Source organism: Bradyrhizobium huanghuaihaiense (assembly GCF_007830635.1).
GTDB lineage: Bacteria > Pseudomonadota > Alphaproteobacteria > Rhizobiales > Xanthobacteraceae > Bradyrhizobium > Bradyrhizobium huanghuaihaiense.
Genome location: NZ_VLLA01000008.1, coordinates 176,039 through 195,686 on the forward strand (window position 1 = coordinate 176,039; position 19,648 = coordinate 195,686).

20 protein-coding genes are annotated in these 19,648 nt (G+C 63.8%); 8 read left to right on the plus strand and 12 right to left on the minus strand.

What is annotated here, in order from left to right; genetic code table 11:
- Positions 1-16: 16 nt before the first annotated feature.
- The 6 genes from IQ16_RS18600 to IQ16_RS18625 are packed head-to-tail and all read right to left on the minus strand — an operon-like array spanning position 17 to position 2,476.
- A complete protein-coding gene (locus IQ16_RS18600) occupies positions 17-754 on the minus strand; it encodes a hypothetical protein (protein WP_018643587.1) in 738 nt (245 codons plus the stop codon).
- Positions 754-1,161, minus strand: coding sequence for a hypothetical protein (locus IQ16_RS18605; RefSeq protein ID WP_018643586.1), 408 nt, complete (start codon positions 1,159-1,161; stop codon positions 754-756). Before IQ16_RS18605 ends, IQ16_RS18600 begins: the two co-directional genes overlap by 1 nt.
- Positions 1,161-1,556, minus strand: a complete 396-nt coding sequence (locus IQ16_RS18610) for a hypothetical protein (protein ID WP_018643585.1) — start codon at positions 1,554-1,556, stop codon at positions 1,161-1,163. The genes IQ16_RS18605 and IQ16_RS18610 overlap by 1 nt, the downstream gene beginning before the upstream one ends.
- Entirely contained in the window at positions 1,553-1,852 is a 300-nt protein-coding gene (locus IQ16_RS18615) for a hypothetical protein (protein ID WP_018643584.1), read from the minus strand. Before IQ16_RS18615 ends, IQ16_RS18610 begins: the two co-directional genes overlap by 4 nt.
- The gene (locus IQ16_RS18620) at positions 1,852-2,190 is read right to left on the minus strand and encodes a hypothetical protein (protein ID WP_018643583.1); all 339 of its coding nucleotides are present in this window, start codon (positions 2,188-2,190) and stop codon (positions 1,852-1,854) included. The genes IQ16_RS18615 and IQ16_RS18620 overlap by 1 nt, the downstream gene beginning before the upstream one ends.
- Positions 2,180-2,476: a hypothetical protein gene (locus tag IQ16_RS18625; protein ID WP_035666585.1), complete on the minus strand. Its 297-nt coding sequence runs from the start codon at positions 2,474-2,476 to the stop codon at positions 2,180-2,182. The genes IQ16_RS18620 and IQ16_RS18625 overlap by 11 nt, the downstream gene beginning before the upstream one ends.
- Positions 2,477-2,635: 159 nt before the next feature.
- Here IQ16_RS18625 and IQ16_RS18630 point away from each other — a divergent pair, with 159 nt between their 5' ends.
- A complete protein-coding gene (locus tag IQ16_RS18630) occupies positions 2,636-3,154 on the plus strand; it encodes a hypothetical protein (protein ID WP_018643581.1) in 519 nt (172 codons plus the stop codon).
- On the opposite strand, the gene IQ16_RS18635 is transcribed toward IQ16_RS18630, so the two are convergent.
- The gene (locus IQ16_RS18635) at positions 3,123-3,401 is read right to left on the minus strand and encodes a hypothetical protein (protein ID WP_018643580.1); all 279 of its coding nucleotides are present in this window, start codon (positions 3,399-3,401) and stop codon (positions 3,123-3,125) included. The two genes, IQ16_RS18630 and IQ16_RS18635, sit on opposite strands and share 32 nt — an antisense overlap.
- A 230-nt stretch (positions 3,402-3,631) precedes the next feature.
- On the opposite strand from IQ16_RS18635, the gene IQ16_RS18640 reads away from it, so the two are divergent.
- From IQ16_RS18640 to IQ16_RS18665, 7 genes are all read left to right on the plus strand, one after another.
- The gene (locus tag IQ16_RS18640) at positions 3,632-3,847 is read left to right on the plus strand and encodes a hypothetical protein (protein WP_018643579.1); all 216 of its coding nucleotides are present in this window, start codon (positions 3,632-3,634) and stop codon (positions 3,845-3,847) included.
- 3 nt (positions 3,848-3,850) lie between these two features.
- On the plus strand, positions 3,851-4,747 hold the full coding sequence (locus tag IQ16_RS18645) for a metallophosphoesterase (RefSeq protein WP_018643578.1): 897 nt from the start codon (positions 3,851-3,853) through the stop codon (positions 4,745-4,747).
- Positions 4,747-4,881, plus strand: a complete 135-nt coding sequence (locus tag IQ16_RS47325; RefSeq protein ID WP_283812184.1) for a hypothetical protein — start codon at positions 4,747-4,749, stop codon at positions 4,879-4,881. Before IQ16_RS18645 ends, IQ16_RS47325 begins: the two co-directional genes overlap by 1 nt.
- Positions 4,878-5,087: a hypothetical protein gene (locus tag IQ16_RS18650; protein ID WP_018643576.1), complete on the plus strand. Its 210-nt coding sequence runs from the start codon at positions 4,878-4,880 to the stop codon at positions 5,085-5,087. The genes IQ16_RS47325 and IQ16_RS18650 overlap by 4 nt, the downstream gene beginning before the upstream one ends.
- Positions 5,084-5,275, plus strand: coding sequence for a hypothetical protein (locus IQ16_RS18655; protein WP_018643575.1), 192 nt, complete (start codon positions 5,084-5,086; stop codon positions 5,273-5,275). The genes IQ16_RS18650 and IQ16_RS18655 overlap by 4 nt, the downstream gene beginning before the upstream one ends.
- The gene (locus IQ16_RS18660; RefSeq protein ID WP_063710349.1) at positions 5,272-5,832 is read left to right on the plus strand and encodes a metallophosphoesterase; all 561 of its coding nucleotides are present in this window, start codon (positions 5,272-5,274) and stop codon (positions 5,830-5,832) included. The genes IQ16_RS18655 and IQ16_RS18660 overlap by 4 nt, the downstream gene beginning before the upstream one ends.
- Before the next feature lie 377 nt (positions 5,833-6,209).
- Positions 6,210-6,995, plus strand: coding sequence for a metallophosphoesterase family protein (locus IQ16_RS18665; RefSeq protein ID WP_051122992.1), 786 nt, complete (start codon positions 6,210-6,212; stop codon positions 6,993-6,995).
- Positions 6,996-7,432: 437 nt separating this feature from the next.
- On the opposite strand, the gene IQ16_RS18670 is transcribed toward IQ16_RS18665, so the two are convergent.
- From IQ16_RS18670 to IQ16_RS18690, 5 genes are read right to left on the minus strand one after another with little or no spacing between them, the layout of a single operon-like run.
- The gene (locus tag IQ16_RS18670) at positions 7,433-8,260 is read right to left on the minus strand and encodes a phospholipase D-like domain-containing protein (RefSeq protein ID WP_018643572.1); all 828 of its coding nucleotides are present in this window, start codon (positions 8,258-8,260) and stop codon (positions 7,433-7,435) included.
- Complete coding sequence (locus IQ16_RS18675) at positions 8,257-10,482, minus strand: hypothetical protein (RefSeq protein WP_018643571.1); 2,226 nt, start codon at positions 10,480-10,482, stop codon at positions 8,257-8,259. The genes IQ16_RS18670 and IQ16_RS18675 overlap by 4 nt, the downstream gene beginning before the upstream one ends.
- Positions 10,479-14,732 (minus strand): DEAD/DEAH box helicase family protein, encoded by a 4,254-nt coding sequence (locus IQ16_RS18680; RefSeq protein ID WP_018643570.1) that lies wholly within the window; start codon positions 14,730-14,732, stop codon positions 10,479-10,481. The genes IQ16_RS18675 and IQ16_RS18680 overlap by 4 nt, the downstream gene beginning before the upstream one ends.
- Positions 14,725-17,430, minus strand: a complete 2,706-nt coding sequence (locus tag IQ16_RS18685; RefSeq protein WP_018643569.1) for a hypothetical protein — start codon at positions 17,428-17,430, stop codon at positions 14,725-14,727. Before IQ16_RS18685 ends, IQ16_RS18680 begins: the two co-directional genes overlap by 8 nt.
- Complete coding sequence (locus tag IQ16_RS18690; RefSeq protein ID WP_018643568.1) at positions 17,427-19,115, minus strand: Eco57I restriction-modification methylase domain-containing protein; 1,689 nt, start codon at positions 19,113-19,115, stop codon at positions 17,427-17,429. The genes IQ16_RS18685 and IQ16_RS18690 overlap by 4 nt, the downstream gene beginning before the upstream one ends.
- Positions 19,116-19,648: the final 533 nt, after the last annotated feature.

The window sequence follows — 19,648 nt, forward strand, 5'->3', positions numbered from 1 at the left end:
GTGTAATCCGAGGCTTTCATGCCAGCATCTCCATGGCTGCTTCGTCCTCCTTCGCGAGGCGCTCCGGCGCCAGATACGCGCGCGGCAGCCACGTGACCTTCGCCGTCGCCATGCCGCCGCGCGGGCCGAGCTCGATCCGGACGAGGCCGGCGTCTTCGAGGCCCCGCAGGGCGCGCCTGACGCGGTAGTCTCCGGTGAAGCGGTGGCGCCCGTCTGGAGCGAAACCGTCGAACAGCTTGCGGAACGCCCATGTCGGCTTGCCTGCCGACACACGGAACGCTTCGCGGAATCCTTGCTCCGTCTCCAGCGGCCGCTCGACCGGAGCCCACACACCATAGGCAGCCTCGAAGTACCGGCCCTTCTTCGAAAGGTACGGCCTGAGGCCGTCGGCGCCGACTACGCGCGCGATCCCGATTTCGTCCAGGCCGCCGGGGTTCGTCGGCTTCGCCGCGGCGTAGTCGACTTCGTAGGCCCGGTTGCCGTGCGCCTTGGTGCAGGCCGACAGCGCGGCCACCGGATCCCACCGCCCAGGCGCGATCGCCGTCGCGCGGACCTTCGTTTCCTTGAACCGGATGTCGGCGAACAGCTCGCTCCCCATTTCGACGGCGCACTGCCGGCGCCCGGCGATGATCGTGACACCCTCGGCGTCAAAGAGGCCATCGCGGTCGGGCTGCGGCGGCGCGTTGCGGCGGCGCGCGTGGTTCGCGGCGGCGGTAGCGAAAATCCCGAAGTCCATCTCGCTCTGCTCGTTCATCAGCGGCCCCGATAGTTTCGCGGCGGGTCGTACGGAATGCTTTCCGGGTCGAGATACTGCGACGGCGGCTTGCGCACGTACGGCGTCGGCGGCGGCTTCACGGCGGCGGTCGCCGGCGTCGCGGCCTTCGTCGGCGGCAGCTCCCCCTCGCGCTTGACGGTCGGCGCCGTCGGGCGACGCGGCACCAGCGGCAGGCCTCCGACCTTCGGCAGCGTCGGCTTCGGCGCCGTTGGCATCGGCGGCAGCGGGCGGGCGTAGCTCGGCAGGGGCCGGGTCGGCGCCGGCGCGAGCGGCTTGCTGATGCGGAGTCGCCCGTCCTCGTCGAACTCGACGTCTTCGGCCGCGACCGTCGGCACCTCTGCGATCTTAGCCGGCACGGGCCGGCGCTGCGGGAATCCTCCGACCACTATGCGGCCTCCTTCTTCTTCCAGCCGATCACGTTATCTTCGCACCACTGGTTCGCGAACGCCTCTGCGTAGTCGTTGCAGTCCTGAATCTCGGCCGTCCTGACCTCGAAGCGGCGAACGGCGGACTTGCCATCGAAGACGCGGGCGTCGCGCTCGATCTCTTCCAGGCCTCGCCGCCAATCCTCTATCACCGCACGGAATGCCGCCGCGATAAGGTCTTCGATCCGCACCAGCTCTTCATGGGTGATGTCGTGGCGGTCGATGTGAGCGCGCAGGCCACCGCGCGGGAGGCCGAACAGCTCCTCGCCGTAGCGTCGCTTGCTAGATCCGGCGATGCGATCGAGCGCTTCCCAGGTGTCCTGCCAGTGTTTCGTGTTCGGCATCTTCTTGGTCATACGATGTCTCCCGTGCCGCCGCGCACTGCGGCGCGCGCGGCCTCGCGGCGGCCGACGTTGTAGCCGTCGACCCAGGCGCCGATCATGTCGACGATCTGCGCGTCCTGCAGGTCGCCGGTCTTGACGAACATCATCTGACCGCGCGGATCCCTGACCGAGAACCATCCGACCCTGCCGTTCATCGAAGTGCGGCGCACGGGGTAGTCCCGGCCGAAGACCGTCATCACGCGGTCGACGTGAACGACGGCGGGCTCGGGCGCCTTGCGGTGGTCGTCGAGGCGAATGACTTCGGACATCAGTAGACTCCCCAGGGAAGATGGCGGTCGCCCTTGCAGCGCGGGCAGATGCGCGTGCCCCTGTCGGGGCTCATGAACAGCTTCTGGCCGCGGCAGCCGTCGCCGAGGCACTTGCGCAGCCTGACGTCGTTGCCCGTCACCGCGAGGCCCAAGTTGCTCGCTTTGGTCCAGACGGCCGTTGCGCTGCGCCCCATCAGCGCGGCGATGGCGCGGATATCGCCGCCGGTCTCGACATAGAGATCCGCGAGGCGGCCGTAGTCGGCCTCCGACCACGGCATCGTCGAGTTCGCCGGCGCCGGCCGCGGCGCGCTCCATTCGAGGGGGAGGCTAAGCTGCATCGCGGCGCTCCTGCTTGCGGGCGCGGGCGATCAGACCGAGCATCTGGTTGCGCAGCGCCGTCAGCGCCGACACGCGAGCGGCGGCGGCATCGCGTTCGCGGTCGATCAGGTCGATGAGCATGCCGTCGATGTCGCGGGAGGTGCGGGCGCCGCGCCGATAGTCGAACAAGCGCGAGCGGCTGATGCCGAGACCGGCGGCCAGGCGGGACATCCGGCCGTACGCGCCGTAGACCGTCGTCGCCACGACGTCGATGCGGTCGGCCTGGGTCTTCGGGGATTCCTTCACACTCGATTCCTTCACGGTTTCGTCAGCATTCGTCGGACAGAATGCGTCCGACGTCGGCAGGTGTCAAGACGGTTTCCGAATCCTTCCCGGAGCCGGGCCGTTTCGGAATTGCGGACGACCGTGCTCTCATGGTCGCCGGAAAGAGGAGGACACCCATCCATGTTGAAGAGCATCGTTTCCGCGGTCGGCGCCGCCCTGCGCGCCGTCTTCGCGCTCGCCGGTGGCGTACTGTCGGTCCCCGGTCGCCTGGCCGCAGCACTCTTCGGAGGCGGCTCCGCGCCGCCCGCCGAGGACACGCCGGCGGTGCAGGATCTCGTCGCTCGGTTGGCGGCGGCCGACGCCGAGGAGCAGGACAACTGGAAGCGGATCGCCGACGCGATCTGGCACTGGTGCGTAGAGTCCCTCATCGCCGACGGCCCAGTGGCGGTGCCGTCCTGGCTGCCTCGGCCGGTGAAGGCGTGGCTGCCGGGCCTGACGGCGAACGAGGCGGAAACCATCGTTTCCGCTGAAAAACAGGCCATTCAGGCTCATGTGCGCGGCCTGTACGGGCTTCCTGGCGTGAGAAAAGTGCAGACGCTGGCGCCGGTGAAGGAGTGGGCTCCGGAGCCGGCCCAACGTCAGCCGGCTCCGGTCTTCGCTGTCGACGCTACCTGCGAGGCAGCACGCCGACCCGCTTGAGCGCGAGGCGGTTGAGGGCATCGAGCTCGGCCTCGGCGCGCTCGGCGCGTCGCACTGCGTGCTCGCGCAGCAGCTCGGAGACGTTCAAGATCTTCTGGAGCTGGCCGCGGTCGTACCGCGCCCACTGGTTCGCGGTGTTGAGCTCGGCTGCGGCCTGCACCGCGCCGATGAAGGCGCCGGCGAGGGTCAAGGATCCGCCCACGGCGCCGGCGGTGAAAGTGCTGGGGTTGAAGTTCGTGTGGTTCACAGGAGAGCTCCTTCGGGCTTGACTTAGAACGATACTTGTACGACAATAAGCAACACTAGGCGAACATTACTCTAGGATTTGTTAATCGGCGGTCGAATTCTTTAACGATCGGTCGATTTCCAGAACGGGAGAGGCAACCCATCATCACCAGCGAGACCCAGAACGAGGTTGTACGAGGCGCGCAGGGCGCTGCAGACGATGTCTCGCATTCGCTCATCCACATCACCGCGATGTTCCGTCAGCTCGAGTCGCACATCGACCTGCATGACCTCTGCGAGGTGGCGAGCACTTGGCCCGCAAACGCGAACTCGCTGCGCTCGGCGCTCCAGTACGTGGGAGGCCACTTCGCCGAGGTCGAGCGGAAGGTCATCGCGGCCGCTGCGCACGGCGCTGAGCCGAAGCTCGCGGCCGCCGTCGACAAGTTCGTCGACGAGAACGGCATCTAGCGCATGAGCATCCGCCTCCATGCCGTCAGCGATCTGCACGACGACATCGCTGGCAACCAGATAGGCGATTGGCCAGTCGTCGACGCCGACGTGATCGTCGTCGCCGGCGATGCGATGGCGCCGGGATCGCATGCGCTGCGGCTCGTCAGGCGGCTCTATCCCGAGACGTCGATCCCGCTAGTCTACGTCCCGGGCAACCACGATTTTTACTCGGAGAACAACCCGAAGATCGTGGCTCGCGATCCGTCGCTGAAGACGACGTGGGAGGCCGAACGCGAGCGCATGCGCGACGTCGCCGCCGCGCTCGGCATCAGCCTGCTCGACGACGATGTCGACGTGTTCGATGTCGCGGGCGAGCAGGTGCGCGTCATCGGCAGCACGCTCTGGAGCTCGTTCAAGGCCCGACCGCCGCACATGATGTGGGGCGACGCGGCGGAGGAGGCTCGGCGCCGCATGAACGACTATTCGATGATCAAGACCGGCCGCGGCCGGGGTCGCGACAAACTGCGGCCCGGCGACACGGTCGACGCGCACAAGCGCTCGGTGGCCTTCATCGAGCAGACGCTGGCGATGCCGTTCGACGGCGCCACGGTCGTCGTCACGCACATGTGCCCGTCGTACCGATCGCTCAGCGGCTGGGATCCGGAGAAGCCGCGCGGATTCCAGCAGCTCGACTACTGCTATGCGAGCGATCTCGAGCATCTGATGACCGGCGACACGGCGCCCGAGCTGTGGCTGCACGGGCATGTTCACCGCAGCCTGGATTATTCCGTCGGTGACGTGCGGGTGCTGTGCAATCCGCGCGGCTATCCGGCGCCCGGCGGCCGCGAGAATCCGGACTTCGATCAGGCTCTGGTCGTCGAGGTCGAGCGTCGGCCGACGCCCGGATGGAGGCTGTGATGAGCGAGCCCGAAATCCACGACCCGCTCTACGGTGACGTCATCGTGCGCTGGTCCGAGATAACTCCCGAGGAGCAGGAGCGGGCGCGGCGCGACTATGAAAAGGCGGTCGGCGCCGACAAGGAGACGAAATGAGGTTCATCACGGACCAGAGTCTTGACCGCGGCTGCGCCGTCATAAGCGAGGACGGCGGCATCATCATCGTGCGCCCAGTGCTGAGGTGCTCGTCTCGGCCAGCGATGCCGTTGTCGTCGGCGAAGGAGCTGCGCGCCCACGCCGACACCATGCGTCACGTGAAGGACTGGATCAAAGCTGGCGCCACGAAGAGGACCGGGCTGTGAGGTTTCATTCGAACGACCAGACCGCGCCAGGCCACGTCCTCGTCACGCAGCCAAGCGAGGTCCTGCTCTGCAGGCTTATTGAGCTTATTTACGAACCCGGCGAGGGCGACGGCGACACCGACCCGCACCCCGCCGACTTCGCGGCTGCCAAGGCGATGTGGTTCCAGGACAAGGGGAGGGTGCAGTGAGCACGTTCTTGACAGCAGACTGCCATTTCTTCCACGGCGCCATGTTGAAGTTCTGCCCTGAGACGCGCCCCTATGCCGGCGTAGAGGAGATGAACGACGCCATGGCTGCAGCCTGGTCGGGCGTCAGGCCGACCGATGAGGTCATCGTGGTCGGCGATTTCGCGCACCGCGCCGACCCGAAAGATTTGCGCAAGCTGTTCGATTCCTTACCCGGCGTCAAAAGACTGATCAAAGGCAACCATGATGGGCCCAACACCCTGAGCCTGCCGTGGGCCAGCATCCACGACGTGGCCTACGTGACCGTCGATAGCACGTACTGCGTCCTGGCTCATTATCCGTGGCGATCTTGGCCGCGGATGAAGCGTGGTGCCTTGATGTTGTACGGCCACTACCACGGCCGTCTACCCGGCAACAATCAGAGCTGCGACATCGGCGTCGACGTGTTCGGTCCGGCACCGGTGCGGCTCAGTCAGATCAAGGCGCACCTCGCTACTCTGCCGCCGCTGGTGGATCCGGAGAGTGGCGACGACTTCGAGAACGATGGAGTGAAGCCTTGAGCGTCGAGATCACCAACGCTGACATCCCGCACGGTCTCCGCAAGCGCCCAGCGTGTTCTCGATCTCGACGAGCGCACGATCGCGCTGCAGGTCGGAGTCTGGGCGCGCGCGACCGTCAGCGAACCTCAGCTCGCCGCGATGCGGCCGCGCACGTCCGGGGACATCATGTACTCGCTCGCGGGTCCGAACGTCGACAAACTGGGGCAGCGGCGAACACGGCGGCGATTATCAGGTTCATCCCCGGCGTGTCGGGAGGCCGCATCGATGGTATCCGCTCGGTGCAGTCGTTGCAGTGCGTGCTGCTTTTTTCGAAACTACTACCCTGCCGAGGACCTGACCGATAGCGACCGAGGCTATGGACCGAAGCGGAGGTTTGGTTGACGCTGCTCGCAGTTCAGTCAGAACAGCACATCGATCATGAGCGCTACGGCTGTCCGACGCCGCCGGTCGAGGCCGACGTGCTAATCGTCATCGGCGACACGACGAACGCCATGACCCGCGGGCTGCATTGGATCGCTAACAACCTATGCGGCGGCGTGAAGCGGTGCATCTACGTGCCCGGCAATCACGATTTCTACCGCGCTCCAGGAGAAGAGAACACGTTCCACGAAGACCAGATGGCGCGCGGGCGCGAGATCGCTGCGAGCTTGGGAAACGATCTCTTGCAAAATGACGTTCTGCATCTCGACGAGTTTGGTGTCAGGATCGCTGGCGCTACGCTGTGGTCGGATTTCAGCCTGTTGCCACCCGGATGGACGGGGAGGCAGGCGATGTACTATAGCCAGAACGGTCGGCTGGGTGACGATAGGTGGAGCCGGCGAGACCGGCACAACGACTACGTCGAAATTAGGATGGGAGCTGGCAACAACCGGCACCGCCTGTCGCCGAGCGACACGCTGCGCATGCACAAGGAATCCTTCGCGTTCTTCGAGCGAGTGCTCTCGACGCAGGACGAAGGCGAGACGGTGTGCGTCTCGCATATGGGTCCGGCGTCGAGCGTCAACACGAAGGACATGCACTCCTGGCTGTACGGCAGTAGCGACATAGTAGACGGCCTCACGTGGTCTGCAATCCGCGTGGTGACGCTTTGGCGAACGGCATGCGCGAGAACCCCGATTTCGATCCGACGCTCGTCGTCGAGATCGAGCCGCGCCAGTCGTTAACGATGAACATCTGAGCATGCTGAATCAGGCGAAAGAAGGAGAGTCGCACTGATTGATGATTCCCTCGGCGAAATCGCCGGTGTGCTGGCCGTCCCGCATGGCCTAGACCGGCATGAGGCGCATGGGATGCGCCTCGCAGCGCGTCGTTTGCCCCCAGGCCGCCATGATGGGCTCGCGTAGAGCTTGCAGGTCGTCGCGCTGCGCACTTCCGCCCGGCCGATGGCTTACTCGACCTGAGCCTCGGCCTCCGGCGAGAGAGCGCCGTCCCAGGGACTAATTTCCTCGATCTGACTGAACTGAAGGGTGCCGGCCGTCGGCCCTCGACAGCGTGTGGAGTCCAGATGGTCCTCCGCGTCGAGCATGTCGCCTTCCGCCGCCGGGCTGCCTGGGACGTGATGGAGCAGGCCACGAAGGAGTTTCTGGAGCGGCGGGGGAAGTCAGCCGAGGGGTACGCGCGAAGAGATTTTGACGACGGCACGCACGACGTTTGCGACCACTCTTGCTGACCGACCTTCAACTAAAAATCCAAGATCCATTGAGTGTCTAGCGAAGACGGTTATGTTCGCGCTACCGGCGTAAGCAAGTTCATTGTCGGCCAGTGCAACCTTTGCGTGGAAGGTTTCATAGCCTTCTTCGGCCTCGATTGTGTAGTCGAACGCTTCGATGCCGAGCCTTGCCAGCGTCGCCGCGTTGTTGAGGACTATGCGCGTCGCATCACCCGGTCTGCGGACGATGAGCCTTCTCTTCGGCGCTTTAGTTCTGGCGAAAAGCTGCTGCGCGAACTCTAGTCCTTCCTGGTTCAGAAACGGCGTCATGATCGTAAAGGTGTCGATGGCCTTGTCGGCGACTGTTTGCAGTGCTTCGTTGGTAGAAACAAGTGAAGCGTAGGCCATCCCTGTCTGCCCAAGGGCCGCGGCGATTGCGCTCGGCGGGGGCGGCATGGTCACGATGGCGGTGGCCGTTTCACGAAACGCATCGTGGGAGCGCATCGCGGCCGCACCTTCCAAGAAGGAAACGACGGCGCGTGGTAGAGGGGCCGGTCCGGTCCTCCACCCGGAATCGGATGGCGTCAGCCAACCGCGTCTGACGAAGTCGGCAGCGACGCGAGACAGCGTGGTTCTCGGCATAAATCCCAAGCTGGCGTTATCGATGGTGCCGGCCGGACGGTCGGCGATGGCTGCGGCCAACTGGGCGGCTGCCGCGCAGTCATCGCCCAGTTCGCTGACCAGCGATCTCGAAAGCGAGCTTCCGATCGTCGCGTTCATGGCGTGGCGTCCGCCCGCGTTCGCCGTCGCGCCACTTCATAGTAGCCCGTGAGAGCGCGTCCTTCGGCATCCCAGCGTGGGAAACCCCGGCCGATCAGCACGGAGCGGGAAAGCAGTTCGTTGCGAGTGAGGCAGGCGGTCTCCGGGATAAGCAGGCAATCGGGGCAGGCTCCGCCTCGGTGATTGCACACGCTTTCAGATCCGCAGCGTAGACTGGCAGGATCGACCATCCGGTCCAACACCTCGTTGCCATAGGCGGGGTCACCCCGATCGCGCCACATCGATGACAGGTTACCCAGGTCCATCGTCATGCCGCGACGGTAGACTAGGAAGGCAAGGTCTGGGACAAAGATGTGCTCGCCGAACGATCCTAAGTCCAATCCGGACATTGACGCAGAAATGCCCAGCAGATGGTGGGCCATCGTGTGTAGCAGCGTGTAGACATAGGGGTATGCCAGCCGGGGAACGCTGCGTTCTCGGCGATATTCGTCGAGGAAACGCGAAAAGCGAACGTCTTCGTCGTTGGCCATCCGTGCGAACTGCTCGATGAGGCGGCCTCCCAGACGGACGCCGGGATCGGCTACCGGCAACTGGATCTGATTCGCTTCGAGCCATTCGAGCAGGCACGCCTCGTTCAGGCGGACGTACAGCCCCTCATTGGATTGGATCAGGCAGAGCACGGGATGAAGAGCTCGATCCCCAACCGGGACCTTGTCGAACAAGCGCAACCGCACGGGCATTTCGGCAGATCCGGCCTTGTCCCGCATGACGACGGGTGACGAGCTGGTGCGCGTGTAGCCGAAAGTGTATTCGCAGACCCGCACGTCGCGGACGAGCCGCATCTCCTCGATGCCCAGCAGGTCTCTACGGAGGCGCACCTGATCCAGCAGTCGTGCGCGTGCGTCCGCATCGAGATCGTCCGGGAACAGGAAGTCGTCGAGGATCGTCACGTCGACCGAGGCACTCTTGCCGTCAGGCATTTGGCGGCCTTGGAGACGCTCCTCGGTGAGGGTCTTGTGTTCAAGCGCCATGCGGACCGGATCGAACCGCCGCACATAGTCGCCCCGTTCGCGGCAGGCTCTGTCGATGCCTTCCACGGCCTCGAACTGTCCGGCGAAGACCGTCTCGTTCCACTCGGCTTCCTGTCGAGCGATCATTTCCCGTTGCGCGGCGATGGCTGCAGGCTCGATCTGGGGCATTCGTTCGAGGGTCGCTATGAGATCTCTCACGCGCCGATACGTGTCCCATTGGGCGGACTGTCCGGCCGCCTGTAGCAGCGCTTCCTTTTCGGCGTCGTCGAGGTTAGTCGGGGGATAGCCGTACTCGGTCGACAGAAATGCGCTCAGGAGCGTCGTTTGCGCCGATCCCAGCAGTTGGATGTACCGCTCCTGATCAAACACAAGGAGCCTGTCCCCGTGGACGTAGTAGGCAGCCGAGGCCCGGTAGGAGACGGGCTCCATATTGATCTCCGCCGGCAGCGCCTGATTTTGGGCAAGCAGAGGGCCGAGCTCTTCGAGCGTCGTCAGGTCCCTCTGCTGCATCGGCCTCGGCAGCTTGCAGTTTACGCACTGGAATTCCCAGTTGCCGAGCCGCCCCGGAGGGCGGTGAAGCAAGAAGCGATCGGAGCCGCACGACGTGCAGCGGTCCAGGTCGCGCACCTGACCGTCCTGCCACGACCGATACTTCGGCGTGATCGGCTCCACGTTTCCGGACCAGTGCGCGTAGACGACATCCAGCTGCTGCCAGTCGTTGGCGCAGTTGTCGGCGCCGGAGGGGCATGCATTCCTGAACCGAGCAGCTTCATCGGCGAGCCGCTCGACCCGGTCGCTGTGCCGGTGCAGTTTGCAACGAGTGCAGACGAACGAGAGAGGGAAGGGGACGTACCCAACCCGATCCGGCACTTGGAATGCGAGATCCCCGAAGCGGACTCGAACAGCGTCGTCGCTAATGACGCGTCCGTCCACGGCCAGGTTCAACGGTACGTCATGCCGGAGGTTCGTGCCTCGCCTGGCCCTCGTTGCCCAAGCCTCGAAATATTCCTGGATCTGCTCGGAGATCATGCGCTGCGTGTTGGGGCGCAGTTCGTCTCCAGCCGTCCTATTGCCCGGGCTCGGCAGCGCAAAACATGCTCCAGACCCGCCCTCGAATGTAAAGAGGCTGTGCGGTGCATAGGCGGTCGCAAGCTGTCCACGCGACCTTTGCATCGTATCGGGCTTGCTCATGGGTTTTGTCCCGTGTCTGCACCGCTGTCGAGTTCGCTGTAGGCGCCACGCCTTCCGAGTGCGACGCCGCGGTTACGGATCATGGAGATGGCGTCGGTCAACTGTTCTTCCGTAATCGCCTTGTTCGTCTGCGAACGGCGGCTGCCTTCGATCCGTCCCTGAACGTCCACATCCCGGAGGCTAGTCATCGGTCGCATAAGGTCGGTGTTGGTGGCCTTCCAGAAATCGTTGAGGCTGCCGGTGTAGTTCTTGCTGTCAAGCACCTGCCGAATGCGCTCAACTTCGGAACGGGCGAGATTGCTGTAATATTCCGGATTGGTAGGCGACCCGATCGGAGCTCCGATGCCGATGGCGGCGCCGACGAAGCGGACGCAATCGTCGAACTCCTGACGGGAACGCAGCAGCCTGGCCGCGGCCTCCACCGTGGAGGGAAGCGCCACTGGGCCCTTCTGATCGTCGGGCGCGGGAAGGAAGCGTTCGTTGTGCCTCACGCCGGCGAGCCAGGTCTGCACCATTGAAGGGATGGTCCGCTTGATGGCGCGATCAGCCCATCGTTCGACTGCGGGCGGAGAAATCATCCGCTCAAGAAGTCGATGGAAAGATTCATGGACCTCCACGATGAACCGGTCTCGCCGGGTCTGCGGAATGGGAATTAGCAGCGAAAAGCCGACGTGCGTGCGCCCGACGCGGGACGATGCCTGGATGTACTCGGCGATGTCCGACGGCATGCCCGCGAAGGCCATCGCGTTAAAGAATTCCACGTCCACGCCGTGCGAGATCGCCGATGTGGCCACGATTCCACGCAGCGCCGTGGAGATGTCATCGGCCATCGGATCGAAACTCGACTCCGCTTTGCGGATGACGCCCTGAATGTCGGCGATATCCACGCCGCCCGAGATCAGCTCCATGGAGAAGTCGGTGAGGGCGTATTGCACGCCCATGGCGGCATGGACTTCCCGCACCTCGGTTTCCAGCGCCGAGAGGATCTGATCGCCACCTTTCTTGTTGGTTACGTACGTGAGCTCGATGCGATGCAGATCGACCAGTTGCGCCAGCCGGTCGTATCGGCCGTCCTGCGCGGCTGACCGGAGAGCCGCAACCCGCCGCTCCGACCACGGTGCCGTCGAGACGCAGGATATCATCTCTTCCGCCGCCCTCATTTGCCGCGTCGGGTCGGTCGCGCTCAGGTCGCGCTGCCATCTCGTTATCGTCGCCGCATGTGCCGCCAGAACGGACAATGTCGTGACCGTGTGAAGCCGGCCATTGGTCATGAGGCTCGCGTAGACGCGGCCCCAAGGGGCAGCGAGCTCCAACCCGCGAGGTGTGATCCCGGAAGCAGCCCTCGCCCCTGCTGCGTCGCCCTCAGGCTCGAAAGTGGCCATTCGGGTGTAGAAGCCTTCGTGAAGGGCCGGACCGGGATGCGGAAACTGGACAACTCTGCGCTGGTAAAGTGCGCGCGTGTGCTTGGCGACGTCGGCCGCCGTGGCTGTCGCGCCGATGACGTGAGGAAGGCGGGGCCGGCCCGGCGCCGATGGCACCTCCACCACACGATTTCCTAACAAGGGCGCCAAGCGCGTCAACCATTGAAAGAGGGCCGTCTCGAAGATGCCGCCGAACGTGCCGAGGCTCTCCTCGAGAAGGTGCATCTCGTCCTGGACGATCAGGCTCGGAAACGGATCGAAGAAAACCTCTTCTCCGGACCGAAACGAAGGTGCCACTCGTCTGTAGTCCGCCGGCGTCTCGTTCGGTTGGGGGCTGCCAACCATGTGCAGCAGCCCCAAGGGGCCACCCTGCACGTACCGGGCCATGCCGAACATGCCCGCGACTTTATCGATCGTGCTGACATTCTGGCCGAGGAGGGCCAGCTTGTCGATCGTGCCGAGCAGCACGGACGGTGCGGCCCGGTAGACGTCCGTGTCGATCATCAGGAACGGGAGCGGCTCGGCTTGGCCCTGCCGGTCGCTCGTCTCCACATTCCATTCGCACCGGGTGTTGAAGCAGACGATGCCCAGTCGATTGTGCCGCTCGGGGTAGAGCCGCAAGCCCGTGTCGCGCGCCGAGTTGCAGAATGGACAGCGGGGTAGCTTGTTCCAGGCCGCGTTTGCTGTGACGTATTCCCGGTCCGCCTTTTCCTGTCCGTCGAGGATCGCCTGTTCGTCTCGGGCGCGCGGACTGCCCACGACGGGAATGCACCTCATCTCGTCCGACAAGGTGCCCAATCTCGTTTCGGTGGTATTCGGCGTATTTCCGCTGCCTACCCAGAAGCCGACCTCGAACGGTGCGCCCCCCACCCCTTCGCGACGCCGAACCATCTCCGCCTTGGCCAGCAGCCGGGCGAGGCGCTGCGCCTGCTGCACGGTCAAAAGGCGTAACGGATAGTGCATCATGGCCGTGACGCCGCGCGCCTTTCCGCGCAGGCGATCGATGAAGAGCGCGAAGACGAGCACGCCGAAGAAAGCCTCGGTCTTGCCGCCGCCGGTCGCCATGTAGAGAAGGCTTGCGGCATCTTCATCGAAGGCAGCATCGAACTCGTCCGCGTATGCAGGAACGCGCGAGGCGAAGGTCGGCACGTGCGCGAGCACGAATGCGAGCTGGAATAGACGCCAGCCGGGCCTCTGATCCTGCGACGCCGGGTTTGCTCCCGCAAAGGTCCGGTTGAGGAGTAGCCACGCTCGGTACGGGATCGCGGCCGGAGACCCTGCGTCGCTGCGCCAAGCCTGTTGCGATCGAGCGACGAGGCGGATTCCTTTTCTGATCCGATCCGCCTCGCGGCGCCAGGCCTGCAGGTCGTCTTCGAACCTCGTCCGTTGCGCAGCCTCGTCCGCTTCCGTCCCCTGCTCGCCCGGTTGAGTGATGGCAGTGGTTCTTGCCACCCGATCGATCCAGCGATCCATCTCGGCTGTGAGCGCCTCGAGCGAACCGATTGCGGTATCGGCGGAGGAGAGGGCCTCATATTGAGTGACAACGTCCGAAATCTCGGTCGCCTTGGTGCGCGGCAACACGAAGCGCGGCATCCAGGTGGTACGAAGCCTACGGTGTTCCTCGAAGGTGCCGAGATCTTCGACGCCTCCATTGACGCCGATCGCCGGCATCGTCATGAAGCCGGCCAGATGATAACTGCGGCGGACGCGCTCTAGGCGCATCGGACCCAAGGCGTCGAACGGAATGTCGACCGCGAGAGCAACGCCGAAAAGCCCGGACTCCTGCGCGGAGTCGTTCTCCTGCAGGTTCTCCAGCGCGATCCGCACGGAGAAAGCTCCATCGACCAGCGGGTCTGGCAGAGCCTGAGCGAGCACCTGGATATCGAAATCCGGTACGAGGTCAGCCTCGGCCGGAGGTCGCGCGCGCGCATCGGTGAGGAAGCGCTCCCAGTTCTCCCTCGACCAGAACGCCTCGGATGGAGGATTCAATTTCCGCCAGGCGTTCGCCTTGCCTTCCTCGGTTGCCAGCCAGCTTCGATAGGAAGTCTTGATCGCGGTCTCGAGCACCTGCTTGTATGCCAACGAAGCGGTGGTCCAGGCCGCCGGGTTGCACGGCAGCGGGAGCGTCAGTGGTTCCAGAGGTACCGCCAATCTGATCCACTTCTGCGGCACGTCGTATCGCTGCGACACTGCGCTCGGAATCCGAAGTCGTTCGGCGCCCGTCGGAGCGAGAGGGTCGGTGACTCCGGTATCGGGCTGTGCGTCGTCGATCTCCGGATTGTCGCCGACCGGGGGAGGGAGAGCCTCGCGAGGCAGCGCAACGCCCATCGCTAAATGGACCTCGCGGGATATCTGCGATCGAATGCGAAAGCGCTCGCTGGAAGACGCGCCTTGGGGAATCTCGGCCTGCGCCCTTTGGCGGATTTGATCCCTGATCTGCGTCTTGGCGGCCTGACTGAAGCCGGGCGGCGGTATGAGCCATCCGTTTCGCGCGAAGAGTTCGTCGGTCGTAGGCAGCGCGCGCACGTAGCAGCTAAAAACCGGTTGGATGACGAGAGCGCCAGCAGTGCTTGGCAGAATCCGGAAGTCGAGCCCGTGCGTAGCGATCCGGATGTCGCTGGATTCGTCGTCGCCGTTCTCGTCGAGGCGGGGCAGAATAAAACCGCTCGAAAGCTTTCGCGCGGGGCGGTCGCCTACGACGATCCTGCCGAATTCGCCGTCGCCGCTGACAGCTTGACGTGTGCGCTCCAGCACCGCGTCGCAGACCGCCTCCTTCAGCTCTTGCCGGTCGTCGGCAGACATGTCGGCCACAGCAGTCGGTTCAGCCATTGTCGCCCTCGAACGCTACCTTGTTGACGTCCTCGATCACGTCGACCGCCTCCATGACCTGCTGCCAAAGCCCTTGCATCGACTTCCAGATGCCTGCGGACTCCGGATCCAGCACGAACTGGACGACGCGCTGATTGAACAAATGGCCTTCCTGAGCCCGATACGAACGGGCGGGAAGCACGGCGAACCTCCAATAGAGCGACGACAGGCTCTCCTCGACGCCGACGGCCTCCATGAAAAGGCGAAATCTAGGCCAATCGCGTGCGGCCCCCGGTGCACGGCTGCCCTCCACTGTCGTCCGGGCAACATCCGCCTTCAGCCAACGCTTGATGTTGTTGATCTCGTCTCCGGTCGACGGGTCAATGGCGTGCATCTTGGTAAGCACGTTGCGCGCCTTGCTGGTCGTAGAATCGCCCGGCGTCTTCGCATAGATGTCCGCGATGTGGCTGTGATACGCCGCGAGCTGCTGTTGGCTCTTTCTCGAACCGGCGATCGCCAGACGCAGCGGCTCGCGGATGGAAGCGTCCAGCACCAGGATCCGCTGGCCGGGTTGCACTTCTCGAGCCTGTATCCTCTCGAAGGGACGGAGCTCACCCGGCGAGAGAAGCAGAATTTCGCCGCCGGGACGATAGTCCAGACGCAGACCGCTCTGCATGGTAAGCTGGATCACCTCGCCGCGATAGGCCTCATCGGCCTGGGTCAGGTCGACCTCGCGCTCCTTGATCACGCTCGCCACACTGAACTCGGCTTCGGCATGATCCAGCGACTCGTCGGATCCGCCCCGCTTCAAGGCGGAGACGAGCAGCTTCGCTCGAGCCGCGAAAGACTGGAAGGCGGATAGGGACTCGATCGATGATAACTCCGCCGAAAGCAGCGCGCTGCCGGCGGCGTCGCCGAGAAGGTAGCAAGTCTTCAGTCGGCTCTTTGTCGTAAGAAGCGCTTGTACAGCTTCCGACGTCGGGCCTACCACGATCAGGCGTGCCGGAGAGACCACTGCCAAGTGGGTTGCCAGGCTTCGGTGATCGACGACCGTGCAGCGGTAGCCGACGGCGCGGTCGGACGCCATGAACACCTCGGCGACGCGACGGTCGGCGAGCGAGACGGTCGTTCTCGGCGAGTCCATCTCCGGGTTGGCGAGCAATTCCGCCAACTTTGCAGCGACCGGAGTGTCCTTCTCCCAATCCGCCACCTTAGCCTCGATCTTCTGGACGGCTTTCTTGATGTCGCCGGCGAAGACCGGATGCAGCTCGCCGGCGGCGATCAGGTCCGAAAGGACCATCTTGGGGCGGAACAGCGCCCGAAGCGCCGCATCGAACTCGCCGTCTTCGTCGTAGATGATGTCGGCGATGTCCCTGGCGTCCGTCAACCCGAGCGGAAGGGAGGCGCAGCGCCTGACGAAGGCGAGCACGCGAGAAACGGACTCGGCGGCACGCGGCGCTCCTTCATCCCGCATCCGGCGTCCGAGAGCGACAAGTTCCTTCCGCAGAGGCGCGAGAGAGGCATCCTTGATGTCTGCCTGGAACGAGATCGGAGGCAGCTCGGCCGGCATATCGGGCGCTTCCCCGAGCAACATCGGGCTTTCCAGGTACAGCCCGATCTGCAGGGCTTTCACCCTCGGCCGTCGCATCTCGGCATGATTCTTGAGCAGCCGGAACGCCCGCCGATGGATGAACGACTCCTCCGCCACGACGAGAACCCCGGGTCTCCTGCCCTCGACGCCATCGAGGGCAGTCAATAGGGCGTCGAGTCTCCGTTCCCAATCGTCCTCGATTTCCGATCGTCCGATGCGCGTCAGGTCGGCGACGATCAGGTCCAGCCCATGCCGTCGGATGCGTTCGGACCCGAGATAGCGCGTGAATCCCTCCGCTGCCTGCACCGGAGGCAGACCTAGCAGCGCGAAGGGCGTGCGGGTCGGGTCTCCGATGGCGCCGACGTGCTCGACCAAGCCTGCATTCGGTTCGCCCATCGACGTGTACTTTCGCACGCGACGCAGGACTTGGTCGGGAGCCACCTGATATGCGCTGGCGCCCTTTTTTCGGTCAGGAGCGAAGACCGACGTGGTCTCCAGCAGCGTCGGGCTCCGGATTACGATGGACTTGATGCTTGCAACTCTCGCAGCGCTGGGGCGGCTCTTCACAAGATCCTTGAGGCGCATCTCGAGCAAGCAGAGTGACTGATGCGCAAGCGTACCGGCCTGCCAGTCGCTCTTTTTCGGGTCGTTGTAGGCGGCGAGCGATGCGCGGCCGATGTCGTCCGGGGAAACCAGGATCGAGCGCGCTGCACGGAGGGCTCCCTCGCGCCAAGGCCAGTAACCAACGGTGGCATGGGCTAGGCGCCCCGACGCACGCGCCTCCCTGAGGAAAATGCAGGCGGGCACGAAGCCGCCACCTGGCCTTGAGGGCCAGGCAATGATCGCTCTGTCAGCAGCGTCCTTAACGGTATCGAAAGCGGCCTCGATGAGCGGTCTGCCGGCATCTATCGACATCCAGTTGGTCGGGTCGGCGGTCGTGGAGTACCTGACGGGCGTGGCTGTAGAAACGCCAGGTCGCAGCAGTTGCGTGGCCGGGGCGGGTGCGCGAGCGGATTGCAGCAGAATGCGGGCGCGCTCGGCTTGTGCGCGCGACTGTTCCTGCCTGGCGAGCGGGTTTAGGTCCCGGTTAGAGCGCCCGAACCTATCGTTGTGGTTCCTGGGTTTCATGCCGCCCTACGACCTGATGCAGGGCTCTGGGTCATCGAGTAGGCGAGCTCGACCGCGGTTTCGAAGTCGTTCGTTTTCTTGATAGCGCTTCGCAGATGTTTGGGGCTAGGCAGCGGCAGATTGCGCAACGCAGCGATGGAAACGCTCGACGTGCCGCCCACCCGTCGGAAACGCTTGTCGACGGCATCGGTGTTCAGCAGCCTGACCAGCAGCGAGAGGTTGGCGCGGCCATCCGGAACCAACGCGATGGTGTGGTTTTCGCAAACAAACCCCTTGTGCTTCTTTAGAACCTTGCGGGGAACGGCGGCGGCCACAAGTCGACGGGGCTGTCGACTGTTGGTCGTGCGCTGCAGCAGGACGGACGGCTTGCGGATGATTCCGGAGTTCTCCTTTTCGTAGACGACAAAATCCGTGCCTCCATCGTCTTTGCTGCGCGGCAGACAAGCCTTTCCGGGTTTTATGTTCGTGCCCCAGAACAGCGGGAACGCTTTTCCCACCTTCTTCCCGCGCTGTAGACGCGCGGTCTCGCGATTCCAAACGAACGATCCGGCTTTCGGTGTGACACCGTAATCCTTGAGGCGACCAAGGCAGTCTTCGAAGCCGATGTCTGCTCCCGGCAGGATCCATGGAGCCGTCAGAGCCGCGTCGTTCGTCGTCACGACTCCGTCTTCCGCGAACTTCCAATTCCGGTCGATTCGCCCGACCTTCGGGGCAAACGACTTCGTCGCCAAGCGCGAATTGCCCTTGATCCGGAAGATCGAAACACATGCGTCCTGCTGGACGTCGTGGAACACATCCTTGCGTTCGAGTACGTCGATGCGCAGCACGTCTGCCCGCATACGGATGTTCTCACGCAGCTTGTCGAACAACGGGCCTGAAATAAAACTCGACGGCGTCACGGTTGCGACAAGGCCGCCCGGCTTCGCCATCCGGAAAGCGAGGTCAATGAATAGCGCATAGCGATTGACATGGCCGGGCGCGCAGAAGTCGCGCCATTCGACAGGGATCTCGTTGCCTAGACCCAGAATCCGGCCGTAGGGCGGATTCACGAAGACTCCATCGTATTTTGCGACCTCGCTAACGGTCAGAGAGTCGCCGGTGCGAATAAGTCTCCTTTTGCTGCGCTGAGATCCGAGCCGGTCTTTCACCAGCGCCTCGCCCAAAAGGGCAAGATGGGGATCGATTTCGATGCCCGAAATTCTGGTCTTAATGTCGCCCGCAACGCAGCCGAGTTCCGTCATGCGGCCCGCGAGGCTTGATACGAATGCGGCGCCTCCCGCAGCCGGATCGACGACCCGCGCAGTCGTAAGATCCAGGTCGGCTTTCTCGGCTTGGCTGATGAGGTGGCGAACGATGGCCGGCGGTGTGAAATAGGTGGCTTTTTCACGCCTGGAGGACGTGCTCATCAGCAAGGTGTAGAAGGTGCTGATCCAGTAGTGACGGTCGTCTACATCGAGCTTGTTCATCTCGGCGCGAAGCGCTGCAGTCACCCTGCTATATCGAAGAGACGGCTCCTGAGGACTGCGTTCCAACAGCGATAGAGTGAGGGCAAGACGGGTACGCGCTTGCAGATTATCAATCGTGGCGAACGCCGTCTCGATTTCGGAAATGGTGGCTCGAATGAGCGCCCGAATTCTTTCGGGCGCCGCGTCTCGCGCCAAAAGATGCGCAACTTCTGCGACCATTATTCCCCCCAGCCGACGCTTAGTTTAGCGCCGCCAACCGTAAACAAGCAAAGGTTTTGCGCCGTGTGCGACGCATCTTTTTAGGAAATCTGGGATGCTTGGTTTCTCGAGGGGAATGCGCTTGCAGAGGACATTACCTGCAGCTGGACCGGGATGTGTCAATTGGCCGAATGACTGGATCCACGGATCTGGCTTTTCAGCGGCGTCAGCCTCGATGGTGGTCGTTTAGATCATCTCAGAGTGCACAACCAATTCAGTGCGGAAGCTCGAATGTTGGCAACGCCAACCCCTGGGAACGGATCCAGCTAGGTTTCCACATCACGATGAACATATCTGCGCTGCGCTAAGTCTCACACAATGCGAGCCGTCGCATTGCAATCTGCCTTCCGCGTTAGCGCTGGCGACATGTGCCGTATTGCGCTCTGGCTTACGTTAACCATACCCGCGTTTGGGCTTGATTTCCGGGCGGGAGGCGCAGACATTCATGTGCAGCTGGATTGTTTTCCGGCGTGGCTCCGTCTCTTGGCGGTGGT

What these genes read in the sequence shown, in the direction of transcription:
- IQ16_RS18615 (WP_018643584.1), bottom strand. Translation starts at nt 1,852, where the DNA reads ATGTCCGAAGTCATTCGCCTCGACGACCACCGCAAGGCGCCCGAGCCC.
- IQ16_RS18610 (WP_018643585.1), bottom strand. Translation starts at nt 1,556, where the DNA reads ATGACCAAGAAGATGCCGAACACGAAACACTGGCAGGACACCTGGGAA.
- IQ16_RS18650 (WP_018643576.1), top strand. Translation starts at nt 4,878, where the DNA reads ATGAGGTTCATCACGGACCAGAGTCTTGACCGCGGCTGCGCCGTCATA.
- IQ16_RS18685 (WP_018643569.1), bottom strand. Translation starts at nt 17,430, where the DNA reads ATGAAACCCAGGAACCACAACGATAGGTTCGGGCGCTCTAACCGGGAC.
- IQ16_RS47325 (WP_283812184.1), top strand. Translation starts at nt 4,747, where the DNA reads ATGAGCGAGCCCGAAATCCACGACCCGCTCTACGGTGACGTCATCGTG.
- IQ16_RS18630 (WP_018643581.1), top strand. Translation starts at nt 2,636, where the DNA reads ATGTTGAAGAGCATCGTTTCCGCGGTCGGCGCCGCCCTGCGCGCCGTC.
- IQ16_RS18645 (WP_018643578.1), top strand. Translation starts at nt 3,851, where the DNA reads ATGAGCATCCGCCTCCATGCCGTCAGCGATCTGCACGACGACATCGCT.
- IQ16_RS18620 (WP_018643583.1), bottom strand. Translation starts at nt 2,190, where the DNA reads ATGCAGCTTAGCCTCCCCCTCGAATGGAGCGCGCCGCGGCCGGCGCCG.
- IQ16_RS18600 (WP_018643587.1), bottom strand. Translation starts at nt 754, where the DNA reads ATGAACGAGCAGAGCGAGATGGACTTCGGGATTTTCGCTACCGCCGCC.
- IQ16_RS18670 (WP_018643572.1), bottom strand. Translation starts at nt 8,260, where the DNA reads ATGAACGCGACGATCGGAAGCTCGCTTTCGAGATCGCTGGTCAGCGAA.
- IQ16_RS18640 (WP_018643579.1), top strand. Translation starts at nt 3,632, where the DNA reads ATGTTCCGTCAGCTCGAGTCGCACATCGACCTGCATGACCTCTGCGAG.
- IQ16_RS18680 (WP_018643570.1), bottom strand. Translation starts at nt 14,732, where the DNA reads ATGGCTGAACCGACTGCTGTGGCCGACATGTCTGCCGACGACCGGCAA.
- IQ16_RS18675 (WP_018643571.1), bottom strand. Translation starts at nt 10,482, where the DNA reads ATGAGCAAGCCCGATACGATGCAAAGGTCGCGTGGACAGCTTGCGACC.
- IQ16_RS18690 (WP_018643568.1), bottom strand. Translation starts at nt 19,115, where the DNA reads ATGGTCGCAGAAGTTGCGCATCTTTTGGCGCGAGACGCGGCGCCCGAA.